The organism is Aeromonas sp. YN13HZO-058 (assembly GCF_001921245.1).
GTDB classification, from domain to species: domain Bacteria; phylum Pseudomonadota; class Gammaproteobacteria; order Enterobacterales; family Aeromonadaceae; genus Aeromonas; species Aeromonas allosaccharophila.
Genome location: NZ_MQSY01000044.1, coordinates 22,766 through 49,635, shown reverse-complemented (window position 1 = coordinate 49,635; position 26,870 = coordinate 22,766). Strand labels below are relative to the sequence as shown.

At 60.4% G+C, this 26,870-nt stretch carries 30 protein-coding genes; 14 read left to right on the top strand and 16 right to left on the bottom strand.

Features of this window, described 5'->3' with window-relative positions:
- Positions 1-108 precede the first annotated feature (108 nt).
- Genes kbaZ through BSP75_RS10785 form a run of 8 tightly spaced genes read left to right on the top strand, consistent with a single transcriptional unit; the run spans position 109 to position 7,268 of the window.
- Positions 109-1,422 carry a tagatose-bisphosphate aldolase subunit KbaZ gene (kbaZ, locus tag BSP75_RS10820; protein ID WP_058053252.1) on the top strand — a complete coding sequence of 438 codons (1,314 nt, stop codon included), beginning with the start codon at positions 109-111 and terminating at the stop codon, positions 1,420-1,422.
- A 12-nt stretch (positions 1,423-1,434) separates the two neighbouring features.
- Positions 1,435-2,604, top strand: a complete 1,170-nt coding sequence (locus tag BSP75_RS10815) for an SIS domain-containing protein (RefSeq protein ID WP_075113172.1) — start codon at positions 1,435-1,437, stop codon at positions 2,602-2,604.
- Positions 2,604-3,077, top strand: a complete 474-nt coding sequence (gene agaV, locus BSP75_RS10810; RefSeq protein ID WP_075113171.1) for a PTS N-acetylgalactosamine transporter subunit IIB — start codon at positions 2,604-2,606, stop codon at positions 3,075-3,077. The genes BSP75_RS10815 and agaV overlap by 1 nt, the downstream gene beginning before the upstream one ends.
- 15 nt (positions 3,078-3,092) lie before the next feature.
- A complete protein-coding gene (agaW, locus tag BSP75_RS10805) occupies positions 3,093-3,866 on the top strand; it encodes a PTS N-acetylgalactosamine transporter subunit IIC (protein ID WP_075113170.1) in 774 nt (257 codons plus the stop codon).
- The gene (gene agaE / locus BSP75_RS10800) at positions 3,856-4,734 is read left to right on the top strand and encodes a PTS N-acetylgalactosamine transporter subunit IID (protein ID WP_075113169.1); all 879 of its coding nucleotides are present in this window, start codon (positions 3,856-3,858) and stop codon (positions 4,732-4,734) included. Before agaW ends, agaE begins: the two co-directional genes overlap by 11 nt.
- Before the next feature lie 48 nt (positions 4,735-4,782).
- Complete coding sequence (agaF, locus tag BSP75_RS10795) at positions 4,783-5,223, top strand: PTS galactosamine/N-acetylgalactosamine transporter subunit IIA (RefSeq protein WP_075113168.1); 441 nt, start codon at positions 4,783-4,785, stop codon at positions 5,221-5,223.
- Positions 5,224-6,423 (top strand): N-acetylglucosamine-6-phosphate deacetylase, encoded by a 1,200-nt coding sequence (gene nagA / locus BSP75_RS10790; RefSeq protein WP_075113167.1) that lies wholly within the window; start codon positions 5,224-5,226, stop codon positions 6,421-6,423.
- Positions 6,414-7,268: a tagatose bisphosphate family class II aldolase gene (locus BSP75_RS10785; protein ID WP_058053246.1), complete on the top strand. Its 855-nt coding sequence runs from the start codon at positions 6,414-6,416 to the stop codon at positions 7,266-7,268. The genes nagA and BSP75_RS10785 overlap by 10 nt, the downstream gene beginning before the upstream one ends.
- 119 nt (positions 7,269-7,387) lie before the next feature.
- On the opposite strand, the gene pdxJ is transcribed toward BSP75_RS10785, so the two are convergent.
- The 10 genes from pdxJ to rpoE all read right to left on the bottom strand — a co-directional run bounded on the left by pdxJ (position 7,388) and on the right by rpoE (position 16,148).
- Positions 7,388-8,125: a pyridoxine 5'-phosphate synthase gene (pdxJ, locus tag BSP75_RS10780; RefSeq protein ID WP_075113166.1), complete on the bottom strand. Its 738-nt coding sequence runs from the start codon at positions 8,123-8,125 to the stop codon at positions 7,388-7,390.
- Between the two features lie 140 nt (positions 8,126-8,265).
- A complete protein-coding gene (gene recO, locus BSP75_RS10775; protein ID WP_033136291.1) occupies positions 8,266-8,973 on the bottom strand; it encodes a DNA repair protein RecO in 708 nt (235 codons plus the stop codon).
- Positions 8,974-9,873 carry a GTPase Era gene (gene era / locus BSP75_RS10770; protein WP_075113165.1) on the bottom strand — a complete coding sequence of 300 codons (900 nt, stop codon included), beginning with the start codon at positions 9,871-9,873 and terminating at the stop codon, positions 8,974-8,976.
- Positions 9,870-10,541: a ribonuclease III gene (gene rnc, locus BSP75_RS10765; protein ID WP_042062103.1), complete on the bottom strand. Its 672-nt coding sequence runs from the start codon at positions 10,539-10,541 to the stop codon at positions 9,870-9,872. Before rnc ends, era begins: the two co-directional genes overlap by 4 nt.
- Positions 10,542-11,465, bottom strand: coding sequence for a signal peptidase I (gene lepB / locus BSP75_RS10760; RefSeq protein ID WP_042062102.1), 924 nt, complete (start codon positions 11,463-11,465; stop codon positions 10,542-10,544).
- A gap of 6 nt (positions 11,466-11,471) precedes the next feature.
- A complete protein-coding gene (gene lepA / locus BSP75_RS10755) occupies positions 11,472-13,265 on the bottom strand; it encodes a translation elongation factor 4 (RefSeq protein WP_042062101.1) in 1,794 nt (597 codons plus the stop codon).
- 116 nt (positions 13,266-13,381) lie between these two features.
- Complete coding sequence (locus tag BSP75_RS10750) at positions 13,382-13,843, bottom strand: SoxR reducing system RseC family protein (protein ID WP_075113175.1); 462 nt, start codon at positions 13,841-13,843, stop codon at positions 13,382-13,384.
- 96 nt (positions 13,844-13,939) lie between these two features.
- A complete protein-coding gene (locus BSP75_RS10745) occupies positions 13,940-14,920 on the bottom strand; it encodes a MucB/RseB C-terminal domain-containing protein (RefSeq protein WP_042657248.1) in 981 nt (326 codons plus the stop codon).
- A gap of 21 nt (positions 14,921-14,941) precedes the next feature.
- Positions 14,942-15,544, bottom strand: coding sequence for an RseA family anti-sigma factor (locus BSP75_RS10740; RefSeq protein ID WP_042657249.1), 603 nt, complete (start codon positions 15,542-15,544; stop codon positions 14,942-14,944).
- Positions 15,545-15,566: 22 nt separating this feature from the next.
- Complete coding sequence (rpoE, locus tag BSP75_RS10735) at positions 15,567-16,148, bottom strand: RNA polymerase sigma factor RpoE (protein ID WP_042062096.1); 582 nt, start codon at positions 16,146-16,148, stop codon at positions 15,567-15,569.
- A gap of 182 nt (positions 16,149-16,330) precedes the next feature.
- Between rpoE and nadB the strand changes: the two genes are divergently transcribed.
- Complete coding sequence (gene nadB, locus BSP75_RS10730; protein ID WP_042062095.1) at positions 16,331-17,938, top strand: L-aspartate oxidase; 1,608 nt, start codon at positions 16,331-16,333, stop codon at positions 17,936-17,938.
- 154 nt (positions 17,939-18,092) lie between these two features.
- Here nadB and BSP75_RS10725 read toward each other — a convergent pair whose 3' ends face one another.
- Both BSP75_RS10725 and sdhE read right to left on the bottom strand, forming a co-directional pair.
- Positions 18,093-18,485 carry a protein YgfX gene (locus BSP75_RS10725; protein WP_075113174.1) on the bottom strand — a complete coding sequence of 131 codons (393 nt, stop codon included), beginning with the start codon at positions 18,483-18,485 and terminating at the stop codon, positions 18,093-18,095.
- 19 nt (positions 18,486-18,504) lie between these two features.
- A complete protein-coding gene (gene sdhE, locus BSP75_RS10720) occupies positions 18,505-18,774 on the bottom strand; it encodes an FAD assembly factor SdhE (protein ID WP_075113164.1) in 270 nt (89 codons plus the stop codon).
- Positions 18,775-18,885: 111 nt separating this feature from the next.
- On the opposite strand from sdhE, the gene ygfZ reads away from it, so the two are divergent.
- Entirely contained in the window at positions 18,886-19,794 is a 909-nt protein-coding gene (ygfZ, locus tag BSP75_RS10715; protein WP_075113163.1) for a tRNA-modifying protein YgfZ, read from the top strand.
- A gap of 6 nt (positions 19,795-19,800) precedes the next feature.
- On the opposite strand, the gene BSP75_RS10710 is transcribed toward ygfZ, so the two are convergent.
- Entirely contained in the window at positions 19,801-20,682 is an 882-nt protein-coding gene (locus BSP75_RS10710; protein WP_075113162.1) for a LysR family transcriptional regulator, read from the bottom strand.
- A 128-nt stretch (positions 20,683-20,810) separates the two neighbouring features.
- On the opposite strand from BSP75_RS10710, the gene BSP75_RS10705 reads away from it, so the two are divergent.
- Complete coding sequence (locus BSP75_RS10705; RefSeq protein WP_075113161.1) at positions 20,811-21,257, top strand: PACE efflux transporter; 447 nt, start codon at positions 20,811-20,813, stop codon at positions 21,255-21,257.
- A 162-nt stretch (positions 21,258-21,419) separates the two neighbouring features.
- Here BSP75_RS10705 and BSP75_RS10700 read toward each other — a convergent pair whose 3' ends face one another.
- Complete coding sequence (locus BSP75_RS10700) at positions 21,420-21,776, bottom strand: hypothetical protein (RefSeq protein WP_075113160.1); 357 nt, start codon at positions 21,774-21,776, stop codon at positions 21,420-21,422.
- A gap of 243 nt (positions 21,777-22,019) precedes the next feature.
- On the opposite strand from BSP75_RS10700, the gene cutA reads away from it, so the two are divergent.
- From cutA to BSP75_RS10685, 3 genes are all read left to right on the top strand, one after another.
- Entirely contained in the window at positions 22,020-22,337 is a 318-nt protein-coding gene (cutA, locus tag BSP75_RS10695) for a divalent-cation tolerance protein CutA (RefSeq protein ID WP_075113159.1), read from the top strand.
- On the top strand, positions 22,334-24,124 hold the full coding sequence (locus BSP75_RS10690) for a protein-disulfide reductase DsbD (RefSeq protein WP_075113158.1): 1,791 nt from the start codon (positions 22,334-22,336) through the stop codon (positions 24,122-24,124). The genes cutA and BSP75_RS10690 overlap by 4 nt, the downstream gene beginning before the upstream one ends.
- Before the next feature lie 131 nt (positions 24,125-24,255).
- Entirely contained in the window at positions 24,256-24,669 is a 414-nt protein-coding gene (locus BSP75_RS10685) for a hypothetical protein (RefSeq protein ID WP_040068021.1), read from the top strand.
- Positions 24,670-24,723: 54 nt separating this feature from the next.
- On the opposite strand, the gene BSP75_RS10680 is transcribed toward BSP75_RS10685, so the two are convergent.
- Together BSP75_RS10680 and BSP75_RS10675 are read right to left on the bottom strand one after the other, a co-directional pair.
- Positions 24,724-25,314: a hypothetical protein gene (locus tag BSP75_RS10680; RefSeq protein WP_075113157.1), complete on the bottom strand. Its 591-nt coding sequence runs from the start codon at positions 25,312-25,314 to the stop codon at positions 24,724-24,726.
- A 240-nt stretch (positions 25,315-25,554) separates the two neighbouring features.
- A complete protein-coding gene (locus BSP75_RS10675) occupies positions 25,555-26,859 on the bottom strand; it encodes an FAD-binding oxidoreductase (RefSeq protein WP_148140687.1) in 1,305 nt (434 codons plus the stop codon).
- Between the last annotated feature and the right edge of the window lie 11 nt (positions 26,860-26,870).

Genomic DNA, 26,870 nt, shown 5'->3' with positions numbered 1-26,870 from the left:
TCATCAAGAACCGATGACTCTTTTGTTTCGCTTTCCTTTGCTTGTGGCTACCGTAAAGAAAAGAAAGCGAAAGCAAATTTCCATCTATAGCAACGAAGGAAGATCAAAATGAAATCCATGCTGGCACTGGTCGAAAGACATAAACAGGGAGAACCGATCGGGATCTATGCAGTCTGCTCCGCTCACCCGCTGGTGCTGGAGGGCGCCTTACGCTTGGCCGCCGAAGGGGATGAGCTGCTGCTGGTCGAGGCCACCTCCAATCAGGTGGATCAGTTTGGCGGCTATACCGGCATGACCCCAGCCGACTTTCGCGATCGTCTCTACGAGCTGGCAGCACAGTGTCACTTTCCAGCGCACCGACTCATTCTTGGGGGTGATCACCTGGGCCCCAACCGCTGGCAAGGTGAGCCTGCCGAGCAGGCCATGGCCCATGCCGAGGATCTCATCGCCAGCTATGTCGCTGCCGGGTTCAAGAAGATCCATCTCGACTGCAGCATGTCTTGTCAGGGTGATCCGGTGCCGCTGACCGATGAGCTGGTCGCAGAGCGGGCCGCACGTCTGGCGCAGATCGCCGAGCAAACCTGTCTGGCCACCTTTGGCCTGTGCGATCTGGTCTATGTGATTGGCACCGAGGTGCCGGTGCCGGGCGGTGCCCATGAAGATCTGGCCGAACTGGCCGTCACCACACCGGAAGCCGCTCGCCATACCCTGGAGGCCCATCAGCAAGCCTTCGCTCAGGTTGGCCTGGCCCATATCTGGCCACGAGTCATTGGTCTCGTTGTCCAGCCAGGGGTCGAGTTTGACCACACCCACATCATCGATTATCAACCCGCGAAAGCGGCACCACTGAGCCGGATGATCGAAGCCTACCCTCATCTGGTGTTCGAGGCTCACTCCACCGATTACCAGACCCCCGAGGCCTACCGCCAGCTGGTTCGCGACCACTTTGCCATTCTCAAGGTCGGCCCGGCCCTCACCTTCGCCCTGCGTGAAGCGCTGTTTGCCCTTGCTGCTATCGAAGAGGAGCTGGTTGTCGCCAAGGCGTGCTCGGGCCTGCGCCAGGTGATGGAAGAGACCATGCTGGATCGCCCCGACTTCTGGCGCAGCCACTATCAGGGCAGTGCCAACGAATGCCGACTCGCGCGTGGTTACAGCTACTCAGACCGCATTCGCTACTACTGGCCCGATGCGCGCGTTGATGAGTGCTATGCCAGATTGCTCACCAACCTGGCCGCAGAGCCCATCCCCTTGCCACTGCTCAGCCAGCACCTACCCCTGCAGTACCGCAAGGTACGTCAGGGCACCCTGTCGGCCAATCCCCATGAGCTCATTCTCGATCAGGTGCAGGAAGTGTTGCGCAGCTATGCCAACGCCTGCGGCACAGCCAGCCCCTGTCCTTCCCAGCTCGACCCTGTTGTTTAAGGAGTTGTAGACATGATTCTTGGTTATTCAGAAGAGATGCTGCGCACGGCCAACGGCCTGGCGACAGCCCGCGAAATTCAGCAACAACCGGCAACCTGGCGAGAGACCCTTGCCATGGTGGAGGAGTGCCGTCATACACTGGACCGCTTTCTCGCCCCCCTGCTCGCCCATGGCAATCTGCGGGTGATCCTGACTGGTGCCGGTACCTCCGCTTTTGCCGGACGAGCACTGGCGCCCTACCTTTCAGCCCACTTGAAAGCCAGGTTCGAGGCGATTGCCTCCACTGATATCGTCACCGATCCGGCCGAATATCTGGCCGAGGATTGCCCGACCCTGCTCATTTCCTTTGCCCGCTCCGGCAATAGCCCAGAGAGCGTGGCGGCGGTCGAACTGGCCAGCCAGTTGCTCGGCAACTGCCATCATCTGGTGCTCACCTGCAACGGTGAAGGGGCTCTCTATCGCCGCTGCCAACAAGATGCCCGCTCTCTGGCCCTGCTGATGCCGCCCCAGACCAATGATCGCAGCTTTGCCATGACCAGCAGCCTGACCAGCATGATGCTGAGCTGTCTTGCCGTCTTCCTGCCGACACAGTTCAACCGGCAGGCTTGCACGCCGCTGACTAGCGTCAGTGAAGCGATCCTTGAGCAGGTTGTTCAGCTGGTGCCGGCATGGAATGAGCCGTTGCCACAAAGGGTCATCTATCTTGGCAGCGGCAGCCTGCAAGGCGTTGCCCAGGAGTCAGCGCTCAAGCTGCTGGAGCTGACCAGTGGCCGACTGGTCGCCATGTTTGACTCTCCCACCGGTTTTCGCCATGGCCCGAAATCCGTCGTCAATGCACAGACTCTGATCGTCCAGCTCATATCCAACGACCCCTATACCCGTCAATACGATCTGGACCTGCTGCGCGAACTGCGGGCTGACGGCCAGGCCGCCCGGGTGGTCGCCATTGCTGATCAGCATGACCGTCGTATCGAGGAGGGTGAGCACATCTATCTACCCCACCCCCTGCAAGGTGATGACGCACAGCTGGCCTTCTGTTACCTGCTCTATGCCCAGTTCTACGCCTTCCATACCTCGCTGGGACTGGGTATCAGCCCGGACAATCCCTGCCCGACAGGACAAGTCAACCGGGTCGTACAAGGGGTCAATATCTATCCGTTCCACCAAGAAGGAGTGCTGTGATGCCCAATATCGTATTGAGCCGGATCGATGAGCGCCTTATCCACGGCCAAGTCGGTGTCCAGTGGGTCGGCTTTGCCGGCGCCAATCTGGTGCTGGTTGCCAACGACGAAGTGGCAGAAGACCCCATCCAGCAGAACCTGATGGAGATGGTGCTGGCTGAAGGGATTGCGGTGCGGTTCTGGCCGCTCCAGAAGGTGATCGACAACATCCACAAGGCGGCGGATCGTCAGAAGATCCTGCTGGTCTGCAAAAATCCTAGCGACTTCAACACCCTAGTTCAGGGAGGTGTCCCCATCTCCCGGATCAACGTCGGCAACATGCACTACGCCGACGGCAAGCGTCAAATCCACAAGACCGTCTCCGTGGACGAACAGGACATCACCGCATTTCGCGCCCTGCGTGACGCACGTGTCGAGTGCTATGTCCAGGGCGTGCCGACCGAACCGGCACAGGACATATTCAATTTGCTCTGATTAAGGACAATTGTGATGGAAATCAGTTTATTACAAGGACTTCTACTGGGGGTTTTGGCATTTTTTGCCGGACTAGACCTGTTCAATGGTCTGACCCACTTCCACCGGCCCGTCGTACTGGGGCCGCTGGTTGGCCTGATCCTCGGCGACCTGCCCACCGGTATTCTGGTGGGCGGTACTCTGGAGCTGGTCTGGATGGGGCTGGCGCCGCTGGCGGGCGCGCAGCCACCCAACGTCATCATCGGCACCATAGTCGGTGCCACCTTCGCCATCACCACCGGGGTCAAACCGGATGTGGCGGTCGGGGTTGCCGTTCCCTTCGCCGTTGCCGTCCAGATGGGGATCACCTTCCTCTTCTCGGTCATGTCCGGGGTCATGTCTCGCTGTGATCGCATGGCTGAAGCGGGTGATACCAAAGGGATAGAGCGGGTCAACTATCTGGCGCTGCTGACACTGGGCACCTTCTACTTCCTCTGTGCCTTCCTCCCCACCTACTTCGGGGCAGAGCATGCCAAGGCGGCCATCGACGTGCTGCCTGCCCGCCTCATCGACGGTCTCGGCGTCGCTGGCGGCATCATGCCCGCCATCGGCTTTGCCGTACTGCTCAAAATCATGATGAAGAACGTCTACATCCCCTACTTCATTCTCGGCTTCGTTGCTGCTGCCTGGCTCCAGCTACCGGTACTGGCTATCGCTGCCGCCGCACTGGCCATGGCCCTGATCGACTTCATGCGCACCACCACCCCGCAAGCTCGTCCTGTCCAGGAGGAAACTGAAGATGGCATCTAACAACACCGCAGCCCGGGTCATCTCGGCAGTCGAACCACAACTGTCTCATGCGCCTTCTGACGACACCTATGAAGATCAGCAACTTGGCGCCGAACTGACCAAGCAGGATATCAACCGCTTTGCCTGGCGCTCCCTGCTACTGCAGGCCTCCTTCAACTATGAGCGGATGCAGGCCTCGGGCTGGCTCTATGGATTGCTGCCAGCACTGCAGAAGATCCACACCAATCCGCGGGATCTCTCCCGGGCCATGAAAGGACACATGGGCTTCTTCAACACCCACCCCTTCCTGGTCACCTTCGTGATGGGGATCGTGCTGGCGATGGAGCGCTCCAAGCAGAACGTCAACAGCATCCAGAGCACCAAGATTGCCGTCGGCGCACCGCTCGGCGGGATTGGTGATGCCATGTTCTGGCTCACCTTGCTCCCCATCTGTGGCGGCATCGGGGCAGATCTGGCGCTGCAAGGCTCCATCATGGGTGCCGTGGTCTTCTTCCTGCTGTTCAACGTGGTGCACTTCGGCCTGCGCTTTGGTCTGGCTCACTACGCCTACCGCATGGGGGTGGCGGCCATTCCGGTCATCAAGGCCAATACCCGCAAGGTGGGGCATGCCGCCTCCATTGTCGGTATGACGGTCATTGGCGCTCTGGTTGCCACCTATGTGCGCCTTGGCACCACGCTGGAGATCACCGCCGGTGATGCAGTCGTCAAACTGCAGGCTGATGTGCTCGACAAGCTGATGCCCGCGTTCCTGCCGCTGCTCTACACCCTGGCGATGTACGCCCTGATCCGCAAAGGCTGGAGCCCGCTGCGCCTCATCGTCATCACGGTAGTACTCGGTATCGTCGGCAAGTTCGCCGGTTTCCTCTAATCCGGAGCCGGTAGCAAGCCGGCCCCCTTTGCAGTAAAGGAACAGACTATGTTGGGCATCATCATTTGTGGTCACGGCGGTTTCGCCAGCGGTCTGGAGCGCGCCATGCTGCAGATCCTCGGCGAGCAGGAAGCGGTTATCGCCATCGACTTTCCCGAGAGCTCCACCACCGCCCTGCTGCAGGCGCAGTGCGAAGCGGCGCTGGCAGAGATCGACAAGGGGGATGGCGTGGTCTTCCTGACCGACCTGCTCGGTGGCACCCCGTTTCGGGTCGCCTCGACTCTGGCATTACGCCAAACCAATCGGGAAGTCGTTACCGGTACCAACCTGCAGTTACTGCTGGAAATGGTACTGGAGCGCGATGGCCTCAACGCCCATGAATTCCGCCGGCAAGCACTTGATTGCGGCCATCGGGGTCTCACCTCGCTGGCGGATGAGATGAGCAAAGAGCGCCATGCTGATACCGCTCTCGTCGAGGAGGGCATTTAAATGGCCTCACGGATCCGTGCCCGTCGCCTGCTGACCGAACAGGGTTGGCTGGAACATCAGGAGCTGACCCATGAAGGGGGCATCATCACCGCCATCGCACCCATCATTGATGGCGATCCGGTGCGGGATGTCGATCTGCTGGTACCAGCCCTGATCGATGGTCATGTCCACGGCGGAGCTGGCGTCGATGTCATGGATAGCGATGGTAACGCATTGGCAACCTTGTCGATGGCCAAGGCAGCAGAAGGGGTCGGCGCATTTCTCGCCACCACGGTCACCGCACCGCTCCCCGAGATAGAACAAGCCCTTGCTCGCATTGCCGATGGCGTTGCCCGCGGCATGCCGGGCGCCGAGCTGCTCGGCTGCTATCTGGAAGGACCCTACTTCACTCCGGACAACAAGGGCGCCCACGATCAAGCGCTGTTTCGGGAGCTGGATGTGTCCGAGTTGAACCATCTGCAACAGCTGGCTCGAGGCACCCTGAAAGTGGTCGCGCTGGCACCAGAAAAGCCCAATGCCATCACGGCTATTCGCCATCTCGCCGCAAACGGCGTGCGGGTGATGCTGGGCCACTCGGCGGCGGATCACGACACTACTATGGCTGCGCTGGCAGCGGGCGCTTCCGGGCTGGTGCACTGCTTCAACGGCATGCGAGGTCTGCACCACCGCGAGCCCGGCATGGTGGGTGCGGGTCTGGTCCATCCCGATGCCTGGTTGGAGCTGATCGCCGATGGTCATCATGTCCACCCGAGCGTGCTCAAACTCTGCCACTGCTGCGCCGGTGAGCGCCTACTCCTTATTACGGATGCGATGCGTGCCGCCGGTATGCCAGATGGTCACTATCTGCTCGGCAACTATCGGGTCGAAATGAAAGAGGGGGTGGTTCGCACCGAGGCCGGTGGCCTGGCCGGTAGCACCCTTACGTTGCTAGATGCCGTGCGCAACATGGTCAATTTGGCAGGTATCCCTCTTGCCGATGCCATCCGGATGGCCTCACTGGCCCCGGCAAAGATACTCGGCATTGCCGATCGCCTCGGCTCGCTGGCAGTTGGCAAACAGGCCAACCTGCTCGCCCTCACGACTGAACTCAATCAACAACACATCTGGATGGCAGGCCGGGAGATAAACCCGACCCAGCTCTCCTCCCTTTTCTCAGGATCTCGCGTCAATCAGGACGCTCAGGAGTCACTATGTATCTGATCTCTTCCCATGAAATGCTCAAAGATGCTCAGCGCCGCGGCTACGCTGTACCGGCTTTCAACATCCACAACCTGGAAACCGTCCAGGTGGTAGCCCGCACCGCCGCTCGCATGCGCTCTCCGGTGATTTTGGCTGGCACTCCGGGTACCTATCGCCATGCCGGGGTCGAATATCTGGTCTCCATCTGTCAGGCCGCCGCCCATGAGTACCGCATCCCGCTGGTGCTGCATCTGGATCACCACGAAGACGAGCAGGACATCCACAGCAAGGTCGAAGCGGGTATTCGCTCGGCCATGATCGATGCCTCGCACTTTCCGTTTGAAGAGAACATTGAAAAGGTGCACAGCGTGGTCACTTTCTGCCATCGCATGGGCGCCAGCGTTGAAGCCGAACTGGGCCAGCTGGGCGGCCAGGAAGATGACCTCATTGTCGATGCCGCAAATGCCAAATTTACCGATCCGCTCAAGGCGGCCGAGTTTGTCCGCCGCACCGGTATCGACTCGCTGGCCGTTGCCATCGGTACCGCCCACGGCCTCTATAAGGAGGAGCCCCGCCTCGACTTCGCCCGCCTCGCTGCGATCCGCGAGCAGGTGGATATTCCGCTGGTTCTGCACGGTGCCTCCGGTGTGCCGGAAGCCGATGTGCGCCGCTGCATCGAACTCGGGATCTGCAAAGTCAACGTTGCGACCGAACTGAAGATCGCCTTCGCCGATGCGATGAAAGCCTTCCTTGGTAGTCACCCCGATGCCAGCGACCCACGCCAGTATCTGGTGCCCGCCATGGCCGCCATGGAAGAGGTGGTCGAAGCGAAAATCCGCATGTGTATGAGCGATGGAAAGCTGTGATCACGAGAGTCGACTCGCCATGCTGTGATTGACTTGGTTCAGCTAAAAACAACAAAGGACGCCGTGGCGTCCCTTGTTGTTTTGGCGACCTTTATCAGGCCCCTGACCTATCCAGCGGATCAGATCCCCTGACGGGCTTCCTGCATCAACAGGCGCATGTCGCTCACGGCCTTGGCCAGACCGTCGAAAGCGGCACGGCCGATGATGGCGTGGCCGATGTTGAGCTCATAGAGCTCGGGGATGGCGGCGATGGCCTTGACGTTGTGATAATGCAGGCCGTGGCCGGCATTGACCTTCAAACCCTTGCCAGCGGCATAGGAAGCGCCAGCGGCGATGCGCTTGAACTCGGCGTTGCGCTCGGCATCCGTGGTGGCATCGGCGTAACGGCCGGTGTGGATCTCGATAAAGGGAGCGCCACTCTCGGCAGCCGCATCAATCTGGATGGGATCGGCATCGATAAAGAGCGAAACCTGGGCACCCACAGCAGAAAGGCGGGTCACGGCGTCGGTCACCTTGGCCAGCTGACCGGCCACGTCCAGACCGCCCTCGGTGGTCACTTCGGTGCGCTTCTCCGGCACCAGACAGACGAAGTGGGGCTTGATGCGGCAGGCGATGCCGATCATCTCTTCAGTCACCGCCATCTCCAGGTTCATTCTGGTCTGGATGGTCTGGCGCAGGATCTCCACATCGCGGTCGGTGATGTGGCGGCGATCTTCACGCAGATGCACGGTGATGCCATCGGCCCCGGCCTGCTCGGCAACAAAAGCGGCCTGCACCGGATCGGGATACTGGGTGCCCCGAGCGTTGCGCAGGGTGGCGATATGGTCGATGTTCACACCCAGATAGATTTCACTCATTGAGAACTCCTTGAAACTCTTCATCTGTTGACTGCGCGGCTACCACGCGGATATCCATATATCAGCTCGTAGGTTCGATTAGCGCAGCGTAATCGGACGTAGGTAACATTCTTACCGTGCCGGGTAACGCCGCAGGACGGTTAACCCAAGCTATTGCGGCGTTTTAAAAACAGCTCCCGGCTCTTTAACTGGCGCTTGCCCAGATAGGGTTGCAGCGCCAGTCGGCTGAAACGTTTGGCTGCCTGCAGCAAGGGAGGGGTATCGAAACGTCCCTCGGCAAAGGCGAGCAGGTGGGCACCGAGAAACAGGGTACGGGGATCCGGCGCCCGCTCGCAAGCGACAAAGCCCAATTCACGCTCGAAGCCATAGAGCAGGGTCGGCTCGATGGGCGACTCGTCGTCCGCCGTGTATTCGAAATCCACCGCATAGCCGAGCGCCTGCAACAGCAGGAACTCGAAGCGGCGCAGCGGCAGCTCCGGCGTCTCGCCATCGGCCAGCGCCATGATGGCGCGGGCATAGGCGTCGAACACTTCGGGGAACGGGGTGTGGGCTTCCAGCAGGTAGTAGACCAGCTCGTTGAGATAGAGGCCGTAGAAGAGGCGATCGCCGCCTAGGCGCAGGGAGTGATCCGGGCATTCGACCTGGGTGAGGTTCTTGAGATCCCCCTTGCCGCGCCAGGCGATGGTGAGCAGGGTAAAGGGTTGCAACAGCCCCTTGAGAGGGGAGCGTGGCCCGCGAGAACCGCGAGCCACCAGAGTAAATCGGCCACTATCCTGGGTGAAGACCTCGACCAGCTGGCTGGTCTCCCGATAGGGCCGACTGTGGATGACGAAAGCCGGGCTCAGCAATCAGTCATCACCATACCCGAGGCTGCGCAGGGCGCGCTCGTCATCAGCCCAGCCGGACTTGACCTTGACCCACAGCTCGAGGTGTACCTTGTTCTGGAACAGACGTTCCATGTCGAGGCGCGCTTCGGTACCGATGGTCTTGATCTTCTCGCCCTTGTTGCCGATAACCATTTTCTTCTGGCCATCGCGCTCGACCAGGATCAGGCCGTGGATGTGGTAGAGGCCGTTCTCTTCCACCTTGAAGCGTTCGATCTCCACCGTCACCGAGTAGGGCAGCTCCTCACCGGTGAAGCGCATCAGCTTCTCACGGATGATTTCGGAGGCCATGAAACGGGACGAACGGTCGGTCACGTAATCTTCCGGGAAGAAGAAGTTGTTCTCTGGCAGCAGATCCTTGGCCCACTCGCGGATCTTCTCCACATTGGTGCCCTTCTCGGCACTGATGGGCAGGATATGGGCAAAGTTCATCTGCTGGCCCAGCCACTCGAGGTGGGGCAGCAGATCTTCTTTCTCTTTGACGTTGTCGATCTTGTTGACCGCCAGCACCACCGGACACTTGAGATGGCGCAGCTTGCCGAGCACCATCTCGTCATCTTTGGTCCAGTGGGTACCATCGACCATGAACACCACCATGGCCACATCACCCAGCGAACTGGTGGCGGCACGGTTCATCAGGCGGTTGATGGCCCGTTTCTCTTCGATGTGCAGACCCGGGGTATCCACATAGATGGTCTGATGGTTCTCCTCGGTGTCGATCCCCAAAATCCGGTGACGGGTGGTCTGGGGTTTCTTCGAGGTGATGCTGACCTTCTGGCCAAGCAGCTTGTTGAGCAGGGTGGACTTGCCGACGTTGGGGCGGCCCACGATGGCGACAAAGCCGCAGTAGGTGGTATCTGTCATGACAGTTTTTCCAATGCTTGCTGCGCTGCGGCCTGTTCGGCCTTGCGGCGGCTGGTGCCGACCCCTTTGATCGGACCATCCAGACCTTCCACGTCACACTGGACGGTGAACTCCTGGTTGTGGGCCTCACCCTTGACGTTGGTCACGGTGTAGGTCGGCAGGGATTTGCGGCTTCCCTGCAAAATTTCTTGCAGACGGGTCTTGGGATCTTTCTGCTCGATGCCTGGCTTGATTTCGTCCAGGCGGCTGGCGTACCAGCTCAGCAGCAGCGTCCGCACCGTCTCAAGATTGGTATCCAGATAGACGGCACCGATCACCGCCTCGACCGTGTCGGCCAGAATGGATTCGCGGCGAAAACCGCCGCTCTTGAGTTCGCCGGGACCGAGGATCAGGTGATCCCCGAGGTCAAACTCCCGGCCCAGTTCGGCCAGGGTCTTCTCGCGCACCAGAGTGGCGCGCATCCGGCTGAGATCCCCTTCCGCCGCTTGCGGGAAGCGGTGGAACAGATCATCGGCAATCACCAGACTCAAAATGGAGTCACCCAGAAATTCCAGTCGCTCATTGTGACGGGAACCGGCGCTGCGGTGAGTCAGCGCCCGGGTCAGCAGTTCCTGATCCTGAAAGACATGCCCGAGACGGGACTGCAGTCTGTTCATCTTGATATTCATTTACTTGATTCCGCCAATGCGGTTGAAGCGCACACCTGTCGGTACCCAACTTGGCAGCAGGGAGCCTTCTTCGCGCTCGAATTCAAAACTTATCCAGATAGCGACCGCCTTGCCGACCAGATTCTGCTCGGGCACAAAGCCCCAGAAACGGCTGTCGGTGCTGTTGTCGCGGTTATCGCCCATCACGAAATACTGGCCTTCCGGTACGACCCACTCGTCGGGGTAGGTGCCGGGCTGGCGATAGTAACGGCCAACCATGTCGGGCATCAGCGGATTGCGCAGGGTCTCGTGGGAGACATCACCCAACTGCTCGGTATAGCGGTCAAGGGGGATCCCCATCTGGGTAAATTCGCCTCTTTGTTCAAACTTGACGTCGAGCTTCTTGAAGCCCGGGCACGTTTTCCCTTCCTGCTCTTCGCACTTGGGCCGGATCATCAGCTCCTTGTTGCGATAGATGACCCGATCACCCGGCATGCCGACCACCCGCTTGATGTAGTCAACGCGCGGTTCAAGAGGATACTTGAACACCACCACGTCGCCACGCTGGGGCTCGCCGGTCTCGAGGAACTTGGTGTTGGTCACCGGGTCCCGCAGACCGTAGGCAAATTTTTCCACCAGGATGAAGTCGCCCACCAGCAGGGTGGGCATCATGGAACCTGACGGGATCTGGAACGGTTCAAAGATGAACGAACGCAGGATCAGCACAAAGGTGATGACCGGGAAGACCCCGGCGGTCTGTTCAATCCAGACCGGCACGGGAGCAACCTTGGCCAGGGTCTTCTCATCCAGGTGGGCACCGCCATGGGCACGAGCCACGGCAATCTTGGCAGCGCGCTGCTTGGACCAAATCATCTTGTCCAGACACCAGATAATACCGGTGATCGCGCAGACCACCACCAGGATCAGGGAAAACGTGCTTGCCATCTATTATTAGTCCTTTCCGACGTGGAGAATCGCGAGGAAGGCTTCCTGCGGCACGTCTACACGGCCGACAGACTTCATCCGCTTCTTACCTTCTTTCTGCTTGTTCAGCAGCTTTTTCTTCCGGCTCACGTCACCACCGTAGCACTTGGCGGTCACGTCTTTACGCAGCGCCTTGACGGTACTGCGGGCGATGATCTGGTTGCCGATGGAGGCCTGAATAGCGATGTCGAACATCTGGCGCGGGATCAGCTCGCGCATCTTCTCTACCACCTGGCGACCGCGATACTGGGCGTTCTCCTTGTGGGTGATGATGGCCAGCGCATCGACGCGCTCACCGTTGATCATGATGTCCAGACGGACCATGTCAGAGGTTTCGAAGCGCTTGAAGCCGTAATCCAGCGAGGCGTAACCGCGACTGGTGGATTTCAGGCGGTCGAAGAAGTCGAGCACCACTTCTGCCATCGGGATTTCATAGGTCAGTGCCACCTGCTTGCCGTGATAGACCATGTTGGTCTGCACGCCACGCTTCTCGATACAGAGGGTGATCACGTTGCCCATATACTCCTGCGGCAGCAGGATATGGCACTCGGCGATCGGCTCACGCATCTCTTTGATATTGTTGACCGCAGGCATTGCCGCCGGGCTATCGATGTGGATGGTCTCGCCGTTGTTCAGCTCGATTTCATAGACCACGGTCGGCGCCGTGGTGATCAGGTCCAGATCGTATTCCCGCTCCAGACGCTCCTGAATGATCTCCATGTGCAGCATGCCGAGGAAGCCGCAACGGAAGCCGAAGCCCAGCGCAGTGGAGCTCTCCGGTTCGAAGAACAGGGAGGCATCGTTGAGCGACAGCTTGTCGAGGGCGTCACGGAACGACTCGTAGTCATCGCTGGAGATGGGGAACAGACCGGCATAGACCTGCGGCTTCACCTTCTTGAAACCGGCCAGCGCCTTGTCGGCACCGTTCTTGGCCTGGGTCAGGGTATCGCCCACCGGCGCGCCGTGGATGTCCTTGATACCGCAGACAACCCAACCTACCTCGCCGCAACCCAGACCCTGGGTATCCACCTGCTTGGGCGTGAAGATACCGATACGATCGACACCCCATACCTGGCCGGTGCTCATCACCTTGATCTTGTCGTTCTTCTTCAGGGAACCGTTCTTGACCCGCACCAGCGAGACGACGCCCAGATAGGAGTCGAACCAGGAGTCGATGATCAACGCCTGCAGCGGAGCATCCGGATCACCTTCCGGTGCCGGGATGCGGGCCACGATCTCTTCCAGCACCAGATCGACACCGAGGCCGGTCTTGGCGGAGCAGCGTACCGCGTCCATCGCATCGATGCCGACGATGTCTTCGATCTCCTCGGCAACCCGCTCCGGTTCTGCCGCAGGCAGGTCAATCTTGTTCAGCACCGGCACCACTTCCAGCTCCATTTCCATGGCGGTGTAGCAGTTGGCCAGAGTCTGTGCCTCAACCCCCTGGCCGGCATCCACCACCAGCAGCGCCCCTTCACAGGCCGCCAAAGAGCGGGAGACCTCGTAGGAGAAATCCACATGGCCCGGGGTGTCGATAAAGTTCAGCTGGTAGGTGTTACCGTCTTGTGCCTGGTAGTTCAGGGTCACACTCTGTGCTTTGATGGTAATGCCGCGCTCGCGCTCCAGATCCATGGAGTCAAGCACCTGAGCCTGCATCTCGCGGTCGGACAAGCCACCGCAAGTCTGGATCAGACGGTCCGACAGGGTCGATTTACCGTGGTCGATGTGCGCAATAATCGAAAAGTTACGAATGTGTTTCATCGAGCAAGAGTCACTCAAAATTGGTTAAGGTCAGTTATGGAGGCGCGATTTTACTGGATAACCCGGCTGACGGCCATTCTTTAGTCGCCAGCGCCAGTGAAATAGCGCCTGTTCGGTCAGGGGAGGATGCGGACAGGAACCACCACGCCAAGCATCTGCGGGCCGTAGCGCCCCTGATCCAGGCGGTTGGAAAAGTAACGAACCAGTAAAAAGCCCAGCACGCCCCCCAGCAGACAGCAGAGAATGGTGATCCCCTCTCCGCCCGAGAGCAGCGGCGCCAGCCAGAGCTGCCCCAACAGGGCCCCCACCAGCAGGCAGAACAGCGGCAGCACATAGACCAGCGCCGCCCCGCGCAACAGACTCGCCTGCGGGATGCCGAGCCTCACTTGCTGGCCGACGCTCACCTCGGCGGTCAACCTGACCCGCAAGCGGGGAGCTTTCAGGGGAAATGCCTTGGCCACGGTGCCGGTACCGCAACTGGATTGCTGCTGGCAGCCACTGCAGGCGGAACGCCGTTCACACTCCACCCAGGCATGGTCACCCTCAATGGCCACCACGGTCGCCAGCTCTTCACTCATCTCGTTCACGACAACACCTCGTGCTCATACATTGGCAGGATCTGAACACGACTTGCAGTCTGCGGCAAGCTGGGCACCACTGTCAGCCCAGAGCATTCACTGCACGGCCTCGTTGCGGGCCAGCGGCTGGACCGACTCGGCGATGCGCTTGGCGGTTTCGGCAGGCACCTCGCCCACCACAGTGATCTCGACGCCAACCTCGTTGACATAGCTCACCAGCGAGGTCGCGCCCTGGCGGATCAGCTGCTGGCGCACCGCCTGCTTGGGATCCACCCGGGAGACATAGACAGAGAGATCCACCAGCCCGTCGGAGAGCATCATGTAATCCACCGGCATACTGGTGGTCACCAGCTGGTGCCGGTCTTGCGACAGCACCTTGAAGCCATCGGGCAGCCAGGTGATCTGCCAGTTCAGCGCCTGCTGCGGCGCCGGATAGGCATCCTCCAGCGCCAACGCAGGAGGCTGCTTGCTGTTGGCCAGCTTCACCAGCCAGGGGGCCGGTTTGCTCTGCAGATCCAGCTCGACGCCGAGCACCTGCTCCACCAGATTGCCTTCCCGCTCGACCATGTCGATCCGCAGCAGCAGGTGGCTCTGCTCGTCAATCCAGAGCACGAAACCATATTTGTCGGCCTCTTTAGGCACCAGCCTAACCACCTGCGCCACCACACCGGCGACCCGGCTGCGACCGGCCAGCACCGGATCATAGCTCTCCAGCACCTGCGCCAGCGGCATCTTCACCAGGGTCGACCAGATGCCGGGGAAGCGGGCATCCTTCAGGGTGTAGGGATCGTGGCTGTTTTCAAAGAAGGTGTATTCGTTCTGGCGCTGGAGATACTCGATCGCCTTGCCATCGAGGTAACTGAGGTGGGCCACTTCCTTGCCGTTGATCACGGCATGGCTGATCCGGATCGGTTCAAGACGCCCCTGACGGGCCTTGACCATGGATAACTCGAAATTCTGTTGCTGCACGGCACTCTGCATCTGCTGCAACAAGGCCTCGGCCGACTTATCGTCGGCCGAGGCCTTGGCACTGATCAGCAGGAGAGAGGCCAGCAAAATACGGCTGGACTGGCGCACGTTTGTATCCCTGACAATTCGTTATTGTTGGATCTGTCTGTCTTGCAACAGGCGCTGCTGCAACTGGTGGTCACGCAGGAAGGCGTTGATCCGCTCCCGCTGCTCCTGCATCTGCTGTTCGGTCAGCCCTTGCTGACGGGCACGGGCGCCATCCTGTTGCGGATAGTGAACACTCACCGGCGCCGCACTGCCACCGATAGGAATGGTATTGAGCACCGGATTGGCCGGTACGCCATCCTGTCCCTGATACTGCTGCACCCCGAAGATGACGGCAGCAGCAACGGAAGCGGCGATCGCATATTGACCCAGTTGCTGACCGACCCGGCGGAACAACGGAACCACATTGGAATCTGTCTTGACCGGTGCAACGACAGGTTGCAGTACGGGCGGAACCTCAACCGGCTTGGGTGCCAGTATGGTGGGCTCATCCTCCAGCGCAGCCATGATGCTGTCACTGAGATCCAGTTGCAGATTGACCGGCAGGTCACCCCGCATGGCATCGCCGATCAGGTGGTAACGACCCCAGGTATCTTGCAAGTCGGAGTCCATCTCCAGCTCGTTCAGTACCTCTGCGTCAATCAGGTCACCATCCATCAGGGCAGAGATTTGCTCTTTATTTGCCATAAGTTAACCCGTCTTTCCCCAGTTAATTCTCGATCAGAGGTTGCAGCTTTTTATCGATTGCTTCCCTCGCCCGGAAGATACGGGATCTGACCGTACCCACTGGGCAATCCATGATTTCGGCAATCTCTTCGTAGCTCAGCCCTTCCAGTTCGCGAAGGGTGATAGCTGTCCTCAGGTCTTCCGGCAATGCCTCTATGGCTGAAAACACCGTGCGCTTGATCTCGTCGGTCAACGCCAGGTTTTCGGGGGTTGAGACCTCTTGCAAGGCTTCACCACCACCATAAGACTCCGCTTCGTCAGCCTCCACATCACTGCTGGGCGGCCTGCGCCCCTGGGAGGTCAGATAATTCTTCGCCGTGTTCACGGCAATTCGGTACAACCAGGTATAAAAAGCACTTTCGCCACGGAATGTCGGCAATGCACGGTAGGCTTTTATGAAGGCCTCTTGCGCCACATCGGGCACATCACCGGGATTGTTGACATACCTGGCAACCAGGTTGACCACCTTTTGCTGGTATTTTTTTACCAACAGGTTGAAAGCTGCTTTATCGCCGCGCTGGACCCGTTCAACCAGCTGTTCGTCCAGTAGATTCTGGTCGCTCATCAGAGCCGTAAAACCCCCATCAGGTTATCGTTCTTCTTTTCCGGCCCTTCCTAAGCGCACAAGTTCAGACAGGGAGAATCAGAGAAAGTTCGCTTCAATTGAAAAAAATGTGATGCAGGCTGCATCCTCGCCCTCGCTTGGGCTACCATGGTGCCAGTTCTTAATCCAGGCCAATGATACTTATGAAAGCAAGTGTTGAATACCTTTGCGATGTACTGATCATTGGCAGCGGTGCCGCTGGTCTGTCCCTCGCGTTGCGATTGGCAGACCACGCCAAAGTCCTGGTTCTGAGCAAGGGGCCCATCAGTGAAGGGGCCACTTTCTATGCGCAAGGAGGCATCGCTGCCGTTTTCGACGAAACCGACAGCATCGAATCCCACGTGAGCGACACGCTCAACGCGGGCGCCGGGTTGTGTGACCCGGCAGTGGTGGAGTTCACCGCTCGCCACGCCCGCGAATCGATCCAGTGGCTCATTCAGCAAGGGGTCCCCTTCGATCAGGAGGAGAACGCCGACGGTGAATCCCACTATCACCTGACCCGCGAAGGGGGCCACAGCCATCGCCGCATCTTCCACGCGGCCGACGCCACCGGCAAGGCGGTGCAGCTCACCCTGATCGATCAGGTCCGTGCCCACCCCAATATCCAGCTGATGGAGCGCTTCAACGCGGTCGACCTCATCACCACCCGCAAGCTCAACCTGCCAGGCAACAAGGTGTTGGGCGCCTACGTCTGGAACCGCAACGCCGAGCAGGTCGAGGTGATCCGTGCCCGTTTCGTGGCACTGGCCACCGGTGGCGCCTCCAAGGTCTACCAGTACACCTCCAACCCGGATGTGAGCTCTGGCGATGGTATCGCCATGGCATGGCGGGCTGGCTGCCGGGTGGCGAACCTGGAGTTCAACCAGTTCCACCCCACCAGCCTGTTCCACCCGGATGATCCCAACTTCCTGCTGACCGAAGCGCTGCGTGGCGAGGGGGCCTATCTGCGCCGCCCCGACGGCAGCCGCTTTATGCCGGAGTTTGACGAGCGGGCCGAGCTGGCACCGCGCGATATCGTCGCCCGCGCCATCGACCACGAGATGAAGCGGCTCGGGGCGGATTGCATGTATCTGGATATCAGCCACAAACCGGCCGATTTCATCATCAAGCACTTCCCGACCATCTACGAGCGTTGCCTCGCGGTCGGTATCGACATCACCAAAGAGCCGATGCCCATCGTCCCTGCCGCTCACTACACCTGCGGCGGCGTGATGATCGATAACAACGGCCAGACCGATATCCCCGGCCTCTACGCCATCGGCGAAGTGACCTATACCGGTCTGCATGGTGCCAACCGGATGGCCTCCAACTCCCTGCTGGAATGCGTGGTCTATGCCCATCAGGCGGGGGCTGACATTCTGGCCAAGCTGCCGATGAGCGTGGAGCCGCCGCACCTGCCGGTATGGGACGAGAGCAAGGTGGAAGATTCTGACGAACTGGTGGTGATCCAGCACAACTGGCACGAGCTGCGGTTGATGATGTGGGACTATGTGGGAATCGTGCGTACCAACAAACGCCTGGCCCGCGCCAAGCGCCGCATCGACCTGCTCAAGCAGGAGGTGCAGGAGTACTACGCCAACTTCCGCGTCTCCAACAACCTGCTGGAGCTGCGCAACCTGCTGCAGGTGGCCGAGCTTATCGTCAACTGCGCCCTGCAGCGCAAGGAGTCCCGCGGCCTGCACTACAACCTGGATCATCCGGATATGTTGCCGGACTCCAAACCGACCGTGCTGACCCCGGAGCGGGATTAACCCCCTTCCCGCCAAGCATTGCAGCTATCAGTGACCCCGCCCCGGCGGGGTCACTTGTTTTCAACCGCTTTTCAGCAACAAAAAGAGTGTAGCCAGCCACATGGCAGCGGCTTATCACGATAAATCAGCGCATGGTCATCACGGGAAGCAGGCGTCAGCGCCGGGACGGCAGAAAGTGGATGGCTCGCGCCAGCAGGCGGTAATGTTCAGGGGGAAGGGCATCGGAGAAGAGCCACAGTTGCCGTGGCGACACTGATTCACTCTCTTGCGGCTCGGGGCAAAGCGCCAGCCTGAGCACGCCGGGCAGAATACGGCTTTTCTTGCCGAGCTGATAGCGGCGACCTTGCCACTGCAGCCACTGGCCATCCCAGATAAGCTCGAACGGGGGCTCGGCGAGGGAGCGCCAGCTCAGCCAGAGCGCCGCCAACCAGACGGGTAGCAACAGCGCCCACTGCCAACCGGCAATCAGGCCCGCCACCGGCCAGAGCAGCAACAGAAAGAGGGCCACCAGCAAACATTGCTGATGGCGGGAGGGGTGAACCGTCATGATCACCCGCTCCACGGTATTACTCCTGGCTGTCGTGGCGCGCCTGATTGCGCTCTAGGATCATCGGGATCATGGCGGCAAATGCGGGATCGGCAGGGACACCATGACCCATGCACCATTTGAACAGATCCGGATCGTCGCTCGCCAGCAGGCGGATAAAGGTCTGCTGATCGGCGTCACTCAGGGAGTCGAACTCGTGTTCGAAAAAGGGCATAAAGATCACATCCAGCTCGAGCATGCCGCGACGGCAGGCCCACTTCAGGCGGGATTTTTCAACTGGGCTCAACATGGCACTCTCCTTACAAAGACCGGGGGATGGTACCAGCTGGATTTTCCGGCTGACAAACATTAGTTACGTCTTTACCATGCAGCTCACATACTTTCTCTCTGGAATACCATCGTGAGCCTGCAACCACCTGTTTTTCCTGCCGAGCCGACCCGCTTCCCCCTGACCAAGCTGGCCATCACCCGTATCAGCGGCCAGGATCGCGTCAAATATCTGCAAGGTCAGGTCACCTGTGATGTCAACGCCCTGCAACCGGGGCAACAGACCCCGGGTGGCCACTGTGATCCCAAGGGCAAGCTGTGGAGCAATTTCCGCCTGCTCTGCCTCGAGGACAGCCTGCTGCTGCTGACCAGCCCGTCGGTGCTGGAGCGCCAGCTGCCGGAGCTGAAGAAATTTGCCGTCTTCTCCAAGGTCGAGATCGCCGCCGATGAACGCCACGCCACCGGAATTGCCGGTACGGGCAGCGATGCGTGGATCGCCGCGCAGTTTGGCCTTGAGCAGAGCGGCCTTATCGACGGCGGCATGGCGGTGAAAATCGAACAGGATCGCTGGCTGCTGGTGAGCAACCAACAAGCCGATTCCCTGCCACAGGGTGACGAGTCACTCTGGTGGGGGCTCGAGATCAAGGCGGGTCTGCCGCACATGGAAGCAGTGCATCAGGGGGAGTTCATCCCGCAGATGCTTAACCTGCAGGCGCTGGATGGCATCTGCTTCAACAAGGGTTGCTACATGGGGCAGGAGACGGTGGCCCGCGCCAAGTATCGCGGCGCCAACAATCGCGCCCTGTTCTTGCTGGCGGGCACCACCGGCGAGCCGGTCGCCAGCGGCGATACCCTTGAGCTGAAATTGGGTGACAACTGGCGCCGCAGCGGCATGGTGCTCAACGCCTGGCAACAGGCTGGGCAGGTGTGGCTCACCGCCGTGCTGCCGAAAGATACCGAGGCTGACGCCCAATTCCGCCTCAAGCAGGACGAAGGCTCCCGCCTCACCCTGCAACCCCTGCCTTATGCCTTGACCGAGTAAGGTCGGCTAGCGAGGCACACGCGCCAGCAGTGCCTCCTTCAGCCAGCGCCCCGCCTGCCCCAGCGGGCGGGCGCGATGCCACTGCAGCTCCAGCGCCAGCGCGTGGCTGGCGATAAAGTCCGGCTCCAGAACCACCACTTCGCCCCGCTTCAGCGGCTGATGCAGCAGAAATGCCGGAATGGCGGACCAGCCGAGGCCCCGCTTGACCAGCTCCAGCACCCCGAGATCCCCCTCGACCCACCACACCTGAGCCGAGATGCGAAAACGCTGACGCTCGCTCCCTTCCCGTCGGCCGGTCACCATCAGCTGGCGTGCCCCCTGCAGGTCGACCTCCCGCAGCGGCTGCTTGCGGGCCAGCGGATGATCCGGTGATACCACCAGCGGCATGGTCACCTCCCCCAGCGAACGGGCGACGATCTCCCGCTGGGGGTGCACCTTCTGGTAGCTGATACCGAGCTGGGCCCGGCCGGTCACCAGCATCTCGGTCACATCCTCCATCAACGGGAAGAGCAGCTCCAGCTCTACGCTCGGGTAGCGGGTGGCAAACTCCTCCAGCAGGGTGCCAAGCCAGGGAAGGTGGGAGTCATCATCGATGGCCAGGGTGAGGCGCGTCTCCACACCTGCCGCCAGCTCTCCGGCAATGGATTGCAACCGTTCACTCTGCGCCAGCAGGATCCCCGCCTCCTGCACCATGCGAGCGCCCGCCTCCGTCAGCTGCGGATAGCGGCCGCTGCGGTCAAACAGGGTGAGCGCCAAGTCGATCTCCAGATTGGCGATGGCGCTGCTCACCACCGACTGCGCCTTGCCCAGTTTGCGGGCGGCGGCGGAAAAAGAGCCGGTTTCGGCAGAGGCCAGCAAGATCCTCAGTTGTTCCAGTGATGGCGTCATCCTATGGCCCTCCAACAAGCCCCCTTGTCATCTATCTATTTTAGCGATGGATACCAACATGAATCTATCGCGAAAGTTCTATAGATTAACCTGCAATTCGTGAATGAACCTGATTGAGAGAGTGACTTATGCGTACCCGTAACGATCGACTGCGCCATGCTATCGGCTTTGAATTGATCGGCCTGTTCATCGCCGCCCCACTGGCCAGCTGGGCGACCGGCATTCATCTCAGCCACATGGGACCGCTGGCGATCTTTTTCTCGCTCCTTGCCACGGTCTGGAACTACATCTACAACGTCGGCGTCGACAAGCTGCTGCTGAAGTTGCAGGGCCATACCCACAAGAGCATGTGGCAACGGGTGATCCATGCGATTGGTTTCGAGGGGGGGTTATTGCTGGCCGCCATGCCAATCATGTCTTTGTGGCTTGGCATTACACTGCTGGAGGCTTTCTTCCTGGATCTCGGCTTTGCGATCTTCTATCTGATTTATGCCTTCGTCTACAACCTGAGCTACGACAAGATCTTCCCCATTCCCCGCGAAGTGCCGCACGGCATGCCGCAAGGTGCCCGCTAAGGCGCGAATCGGGTGGGCCGGAACCGGAAAGTGAAAGCCAACAAGGGCAGGCAACAGAAGAAACGACACGGCCCCATCATGGCAGACATGATGGGGCCGAGAGAGGGATTAGCGGGGGCAGGCCGGCTGATTCAGAAGTAAGGATTCAGACCTGCCCGTCACTCATGCCTGGGCCTTGAACTCTTCGCCGCTCTCGTCGGCAACGGCAGCCTCTTCAGGCTGCGCCTGGGCGGCCTGCAGCGCTTCCAGTTCGCTCTGATAATCGCTCAGGATCTGCTGGGCAACCGCCATATCGCCCTTGTGTTTACGCTCGAACAGATGGTGCTGCACCACGCCGTTGAGATACTCCACCGTGATAGGCTGCTCCAAGGTGGCCATCAGCTCCTCTTTCTCCAGCTCGGCATTGATTTCATCGGCGGTCGTGCGCAGCAGCCCGGCCAATTGAACCAACATGCGGCGCTCACCTTCGCGCAGCAGGCTCAACATGCGGTTTCTCTGCTGCTCATTCTGTTGGGTCATACATTTCCTTACGTCAATTGGGAACAAGCCCGCTCATTCTGCCCTGTCCCCATGACAGCGTCTATCTCATGCCCCCCACTAATTTTTGGCGCTGGCTCACAAATGGCTACAGATGCTATTTGAAGCGGCTCTGGGGTATAGTAGCCGCTGATTTTCGGGCGCTTTTTCACCTTCATCCGCAAGACAGGGATGACACGGCAAGGGCGCCTCCCGGTTTACCCCAACGAGGTGAAGATCCGCTTTATGACCGACGCCATTGTGGTGCTCTGCACCTGCCCAGATCAAACCAGTGCCGACCTTCTCTGCGAACAGCTGCTGAACCAGCGGTTGGCCGCCTGCATCAATCAGCTGCCGGGCGTCACCTCCGTCTATCGCTGGCAAGGCAAGGTGGAGCGCGCCACCGAAATTCAGCTCATCATCAAATCCCGCCAGTCGCGCTTTACCGAGCTGCAGGCATGCATTCAAGCCCATCACCCCTATGAGGTGCCCGAGCTGCTGGCCCTGCCGGTGAGTGCCGGACTGCCCGCCTATCTCGACTGGCTGAATGGGGAGACCGCATGACATTCGCCCGCTTGCTCTCTCCCCTGTTGCTGCTCTGTGCCCTGCTGATGACAGCGGCAGGCAGCCCCTCGGCCTACGCCAGCGGCGCCGACCTGCTCAGCTCGCTGGGCATTGAGGCCAATGCCAAACCCAAATTTTTGCAGGTCGATGAGGCCTTTCAGATCGAGAGCGAACAGCGCGGGGATCAGCTGCTGCTGACCCTCCACATCGCCGACGATTACTATCTCTATCGCCACAGCCTGCGCTTCAAGGGGAACAACCTCACCTTCAGCGAGCCGACCCTGCCGGAAGGCACCGAGCACGAGGATGACTTCTTCGGCAAGACCCGGGTCTACTACCAGCAGGTAAGCATCGCGGTACCGCTAAAAGAAGTGGGCGACGGCGCCACCCTGCGGGTGCGCTATCAGGGCTGCACCGACGGCCTCTGCTACCCGCCGACCGACAAGCTGATCGATGTGACCCCGCTGGTCACGGCAACCACAGCCTCCACTACCGAAACGGCACAAAGCGTCGCACCTGTGAGTCAGCAGGATCAGCTGGCGGCAGCCCTTGGCCATCAGGGGTTCTGGCTCAGCATCGTCGCCTTCTTCGCGCTGGGGCTGGGGCTCGCATTTACCCCCTGCGTCTTCCCCATGTACCCGATCCTGACCGGCATCATCGCCGGCGCCGGTCATCACCTCTCCACCGGCCGCGCCTTTCTGCTCTCCCTGGTCTATGTGCAGGGGATGGCGGTCACCTACACCTTGCTGGGGTTGGTAGTGGCCTCGGCGGGCTTGAAATTCCAGGCGGCGCTACAACACCCCTATGTGCTGATCGGCCTATCGGTGATGTTCGTGCTGCTGGCCCTCTCCATGTTCGGGCTCTACACCCTGCAACTGCCGAGCAGTTTGCAAACCCGCCTCTCCGGTCTATCCAACCGCCAGCAGGGCGGCTCGGTAGCAGGGGTCGCCATCATGGGGATGATCTCCGGGCTGGTCTGCTCCCCCTGCACCACGGCGCCGCTCTCGGGGGCGCTGATCTACGTGGCCCAGAGCGGCGATCTCTGGCTCGGCGGCGCGGCGCTCTATGCGCTGTCGCTCGGCATGGGGCTGCCGCTGCTGCTGCTCGGCACCTCGGGGGGCAAGCTGCTGCCCAAGGCAGGCGCCTGGATGGACGTGATCAAGCAGTTGTTTGGCTTTGCCCTGCTGGCGGTGCCCATCCTGCTGCTGTCACGGCTCTGGAGCGATCAGATTGCTACTCTCGCCTGGCTCGGCTGGGGGCTGCTGCTGTGCGGCTACCTCTATCACCACAACCAGCACCAGCCCCACTCGGTAGCCAAAAGTGTGCGCGGTTTCGTGCTGTTGCTGGCGATGATCAGTGCCGTGGTGGTGGGCAAGGATCTGCTGCAACCGGCCGCCCCTGCTGCCGTCACGGCGGATGCCAGTCAAACGGCGCCGCAGTTTGTCCGCATCAAGACCCTGGATGATCTCAAGGTGCAGCTGGCCGCCGCCCGCGGCAAGCCGGTGCTGCTCGACCTCTACGCCGACTGGTGCGTCGCCTGCAAGGAGTTCGAACACAAGACCTTCAGCGACCCCGCGGTGCGGGAGCGCTTCAGCCAGATGGTGCTACTGCAGGCAGATGTCACCGCCAATGACGATGCCGATATCGAACTGCTCAACAGCCTCAACGTGCTGGGGTTACCGACCCTCATCTTCTTCGACCGCGAGGGCAAGGAGCTGACAGGCCAGCGGGTCACCGGTTTTATGGGGCCGACCGAGTTTCTAGGCAAGCTTGATCAGCTACGCTGACCAGTGGCGCCCTTGTCAGCAGACAGGGGCCACCTTATGCGTTACGTGCTGATTTTTCTGGCAATCCCTTGTATATGACCGGCAGCATGGCAAAATTTGCCCTTCGATTGTCTCGCCCGTCCGGAGTTTTGATGAAAAAGTGGTTCATCCCCCTGCTAGCCCTCTGGCTTTATGGCTGCAGTGCAGGGCCCGGTGAAGAGGATATCCGGAGCCAAGTTACCGCCAGGTTGCTGGCCGAGACAGATGCCAACCTGTTCGAAATCAGCGACTTCACCATCCTCGGCAAGGAGGAGCGGATGGAGGGGGTCTATCTGGTCAAGGTGAGTTACCAGCTTCACTTCAAGCAGGGGCTCGATCAGTTGCAGGTGTTGCACGACGAGGATCTGGTATACGACCGGGTTGGCCCCTTCCAGCAGGAGATGGGACTGATGGAGCTCGAGCGCAAATATGGCGAGTTCGAGGCAGGTCAGGTGCTGCCGCAAGAGGCAGAGGTGTGGATGATGAAGGACGAACAGGGCTGGCGGCTGGCGGAACCGGCCCAATAAAGCGCTTCCCGCCCCTTATGCTCTGCAACGACTCTCCTGCCGTTGCCAACCAGCTCAGACCTGGGTATCGACCCGATACCCTTTTCGCTCGGCGGGTTCACTCGGCAGCTTGCTGGCCAACCCCGACAACACCTCCTTGAGGGTGACCCCGCGCTCTGCCGCACCGCTGCTCTCCAGCAGCTTGGTCAGCTGGCTCTGCAAGGGGTTCACCGCTTCGATCTCGGCTCCTTGCTCGCTCTCTTTTCCCTGTCCGCCCTGTTGATCCAGCGTCTCCAGCAGGCGATCCAGATCCCGCTTGAGCGGGTTCTCGCTACTGTCATCGATGGCGAGTTTGCGCTGTTCCTGCTCTTGCCGCTGTTGTTGCTGCAATGCCAGCTGTTGCTCTTGCTGCTGTTGCAAGGAGCCCATCATGGTGTTGATGAACGCTTCCAGCGAATCCCTGATTGAAGCACTGCTCCCGCCGCCATCCGCCCCTTTCGGCGACAGCCCCAGCTCGTCCAGCACAGCACCAAGGTCGCGCACCATCCGGCTGTCGCTGCCTGTCGATGACGACGGCGTGGCCCTCTCCGGTGCCTGCGCAGCGAGAGATCCCTGCCGTTGCGCCAGCGGGCTGAGCCCGCCTGACGCGACCACATTCATCTCCATCTCGGCCCTCCTATCTCTCCGTCCTCGGCCCTTTTTCGGCAAGTATTCCGACAAGCAGACACACCCTCGTCCCCTTGGCAGATAACCGCTCTCACACCTAAAAGATAGCGCCAACCGGCAGGGATTGGCGCGAATGCATCTTTTGGTCTATCAGGCGGGATGATAGAGCCTACCCGCTATAAACAAGGGGCTGGCAAGGGGGCCGCGTTCAGCCATCACTGCGCAGGCTGACAATCGGCATCAGAAGATATCCTTCATCCGGTGCCACAACATTCCCAGTGCCAACAGCGGGGAGCGCAGTGCCGGGCCACCGGGGAAGGTGATATGGGGCACGCTGGCAAAGAGATCGAAACCCCGGCTCTCACCACGGATCGCCTCGGCCACCAGCTTGCCCGCCATGTGAGTCGCATTGAGGCCATGACCGGAGTAGGCCTGGGCGTAGAGCACGTTGGGGTGTTCCTTCAAGCGGCCAATCTGCGGCAGCCGATTGGCGCCGATCCCGATCATCCCGCCCCACTGGAACTCGATGGCAGTCTCGGCCAGCTCGGGGAAGACCCGCAGCAGCTTGGGCAACATAAAGGCCTTGATATCCTTCGGGTCTCGCCCCGAATAGTTGCAGGCGCCGCCAAACAGCAGGCGGCCATCGGCGGAGAGGCGGTAGTAGTCGAGCGCCACGTTCTGGTCGCACACTGCCATGTTTTGCGGCAGCAGTCGCTGGCGCAAGCGGCGATCGAGCACCTCGGTGGCGAGGATGTAAGAACCGGCGGGCAGCACCCGTCCTCCCAGCTCCGGATTAAGATCATTGAGATAAGCGTTGCAGCCAATCACCAGATAATCGGCAGTGACCCGGCCGTGGGCGGTGGTCACCTCGACCTGCTTGCCGTAGTCGATATGAGTCACTCTGGAGTGTTCAAACAGGGAAACCCCGAGGCTGGCGGCGGCGCGCGCCTCGCCCAGCGCCAGATTGAGGGGATGCAGATGGCCGGAGCCCATGTCGATGAGGCCGCCGATATAGCGATCCGATCCCACCACGCTATGGATATCTTCGCGCGGGACCAGTCTCAGCTCGTGTTCATAGCCGAGGCTCGCCAGATGCGCGAGATCCTCCTCGAAGCTGGCCAGATGACGCTGACGAGTCGCGAGGTCGCAGTAGCCCCAGGTGAGATCGCAGTCGATATTGAAGCGCTCGACCCGCTCGCGCACCAGTTGCACCGCCTCCAGCCCCATCAGATCCAGCTCGCGCACTCCTTGCTCGCCAATCCAGCGGGCAAACTGGCTGGTGTCGTGGCCGATACCGCGAATAAGCTGGCCGCCGTTGCGCCCGGAAGCGCCCCAGCCGATGCGATTGGCCTCCAGCAAGGCGACCTTGTAACCGGCATCCGCCAGATTGATGGCGGTATTGAGACCGGTAAAGCCGCCACCGATGATGCAGACGTCAGCCTTGTACTCCCCCTCCAGCTCGGGCCACTGTTGCGAGTCGTTGCGGGTGGCCGCGTAGTAGGAGGCGACGTGCTCCTGATATCCGTTGTGCTTTCCTGCCTGCATACTCAGCATCC